Below are 2660 nucleotides of genomic sequence, written 5' to 3'. Positions count from 1 at the left end.
CCGCCGACAGCGGCCCGCCGCCCAACCGCAGGGCCGCCTCCTTGCGCGTCCACAGGCGGGCCAGCCGCTCACCGGCCGTGCCGTGCGGCCCCTCGGCCGCCCAGCTGCGCTCGGCCTTTGTGAACGCTAACAAATCAATGCCGGAGCAGTCGCGCGGCACTTCCTGAAGGCTGAGCGCCACCGCCATGTCCCGGGCCAGCGCCACCGTCAGCCGCCCGCCGTCGAAGCAGGCGGCGAGCCCCAGCGGCCAGCCGTCCAGTCGCGGCCGTCCGAACGCGTCGTGGCCCAACGGCACGTCGTCATGCGGTATTCCGAGCATCCGGCCCACCGCCCGGCGCACCGCCCGCGAGGCCTCCGGCGAGCCCGGGGCCACTCTCGTGCGCCCGGCCCATGCCACGTGGAGACACCGTTCGCCGGGCATTCCGCCCGGGAGGGCGATGATGGCCGTGTTCGCGCTGTTCAGCCCCAAACCATTCCCCGTTGATCGCTGCCCGATCGGGACCCCAGGACCTGCGTACCCCCTTTGGATGACGCTGTCTGCCGCCCGGGTAGGAGGCCTGCGTTGTGGCTCCTGCCTTCCGTCGGCGGCAAGGGGCACCTTCGGCCCATTGTCAACGGGCCCTGATCTTGATGTACACCCGCCAACCGGAGGGGGTTTGCCCCGTCAAGAAGGGCCATACGGCCATGAGATGGGGGCGCGCGGCCCGTGCCGGTGTCACCGGCTCGCGGGCACGGCGAAACCCCCGCCGGGCCGGGCGGGGGCGTGCCGGGGCGCTCGGGTAATAGGCGACGGGGACAGAGTCAGGAGCGTCTCGCCACGTGCCTGGCGCGCAGGCGGTCGGCCGTGATGGCCAGGCCGAGCACGCAACCCAGCACGATGTTGGTGTAGTTGGAGTTGACCTGAAGGGTCGTCAGTCCGTTGTTGATCAGCTCCAGCAGGACAGCACCGGCGACGATGCCCACGACCCTGCCCTGCCCGCCGGTCAGGCTGACCCCGCCGATGACCGCGGCCGCGATCGCCGAGAGCTCCCAGCCGACGCCGACGCCGCTGGCGGAGCCGACCCCCATCCGGCCCAGCACGAGCATTCCGGCGAAGGCCGACACCAGGGAGGAGGCCACGTACATCGACACCACCCGCCGGTCGCCGCGGATTCCGGCCAGCCGGGCCGCCTCGGGGTTGCCGCCGACGGCGTAGACCTGCCGTCCGGCGTAGGTGCGTTCGAGGAAGAACCACGCGGCGGCGGTCACCACCGCGAACAGCACCAGCGGCACCGGGATCTGGGCCAGGTAGCTCTGGCCGACGTCGCCGAAGAACGGGTCGATGCCGACGATGGAGGTCCCCGAGGTGATCGCCAGGGTCACGCCCTGCGCCACCGTGTACGTGACCTGCGTGACGACGAACGGCGGCATCCGCAGCCGGGTCACGGCCAGCCCGTGGACCAGCCCGACGAGTCCGGCGACGGCCAGGGTCGCCAGGACCGCCACCCCGGCGGGCAGGCCGGCCCGCACGTCGAACCAGGACATCAGGATCACACTGGTGCCCAGCAGGGCGCCCACCGACAGGTCGATGCCGCCGGTCAGGATGACGAGCGATTCGCCGATCGCGATCAGCCCGTACTGGGCCAGGTCGGCGCCCATGCCCTGGAGGTTGACCGCGCTCGCGAAGGTGTCCCGGGCCAGCGCGAGCGCGGTGAACACGGCGACGCAGGCGAGGACGACCCCCACTTCGGGCGTGTCGACCAGGACGCGCAGCCGGCTCCGGGCCGGTGCGGGCGCCTCCTCGCGGGAGGGGGCGGTCTCGGTGGTCATGCGCGTTCCTCCGTGCTCGCCGACGGCTGCGGCCGGCTGGTGGCCGCCGTCATGATGCGTTCCTTGCCGAACTGCTCGCGGGGCAGGTCGGCGACGATCCGGCCGTGGGCCATCACCAGGATCCGGTGGCAGATCCACAGCAGTTCCTCCAGTTCGGACGAGGCGGCCAGGACGGCCAGACCGTCCGCCGCGGCCCGGTCGACGAGCCGGTAGATCTCGGCCTTGGCCCCCACGTCGACGCCGCGGGTGGGCTCGTCGAGCAGCAGGACGTCGGGGGCGGCGTGCAGCCACCGGCCGAACACGACCTTCTGCTGGTTGCCGCCGGACAGGTCGCCGATCGGCTGCTCCTGGCTGTGCAGCCGGACTCCCAGGCCGTCGACGATCCGTTGTGAGCGTGCACGGTCGCCGCCGGGGGTGAGGACGCCGTGCCAGGAGTCGCGCCGCAACGTGGCGAGGGTGGCGTTCCACCGCACCGGGTGCGACAGGAGCAGGGACTGCTCCTTGCGGTCCTCCGGCACCAGGCCGACGCCCGCGGCGACGGCGTCGGCGGGGTGGCGCGGGTGGAAGCGGCGGCCGGCCAGCTCGACCTCGCCGCCCGTGCGGGGTTGCGCGCCCATCAGGGTGTGCAGCAGCCGGCTGCGCCCGGAGCCCATCAGCCCGGCCACGCCGACGATCTCGCCGGCCCGCAGGTCCAGGTCGAGCGGGCCGAGACCGTCCGCCGTCAGCCCCCGCGCGCTCAGGACGGTGCGGGCCGTCGCCGGGGCGGGCCGCAGGGCGGCGCCACGGGCGAGTTCGCCGCCGACCATCTCGCGGATCATCCGCGGCTCGGTCGCCTCGACCGGGGCGAGGTC

General features: G+C 73.5%; 3 protein-coding genes. All 3 read right to left on the bottom strand.

The window, feature by feature from the left end; all coding sequences use genetic code 11:
* A partial coding sequence (locus AB0O00_RS35000; protein WP_363658739.1) for a hypothetical protein occupies positions 1-319 on the bottom strand: 319 nt, incomplete at its 3' end.
* Positions 320-801: 482 nt separating this feature from the next.
* Positions 802-1809 (bottom strand): ABC transporter permease, encoded by a 1008-nt coding sequence (locus AB0O00_RS34995; protein WP_363658737.1) that lies wholly within the window; start codon positions 1807-1809, stop codon positions 802-804.
* A partial coding sequence (locus AB0O00_RS34990) for an ATP-binding cassette domain-containing protein (RefSeq protein WP_363658735.1) occupies positions 1806-2660 on the bottom strand: 855 nt, incomplete at its 5' end. The genes AB0O00_RS34990 and AB0O00_RS34995, both read right to left, overlap by 4 nt.

It is taken from the genome of Kitasatospora sp. NPDC093558 (assembly GCF_040683475.1).
Lineage (GTDB): Bacteria > Actinomycetota > Actinomycetes > Streptomycetales > Streptomycetaceae > Kitasatospora.
Note: the sequence above shows the minus strand (reverse complement) of the source record. Positions and strands in the feature narration are given on the sequence as shown.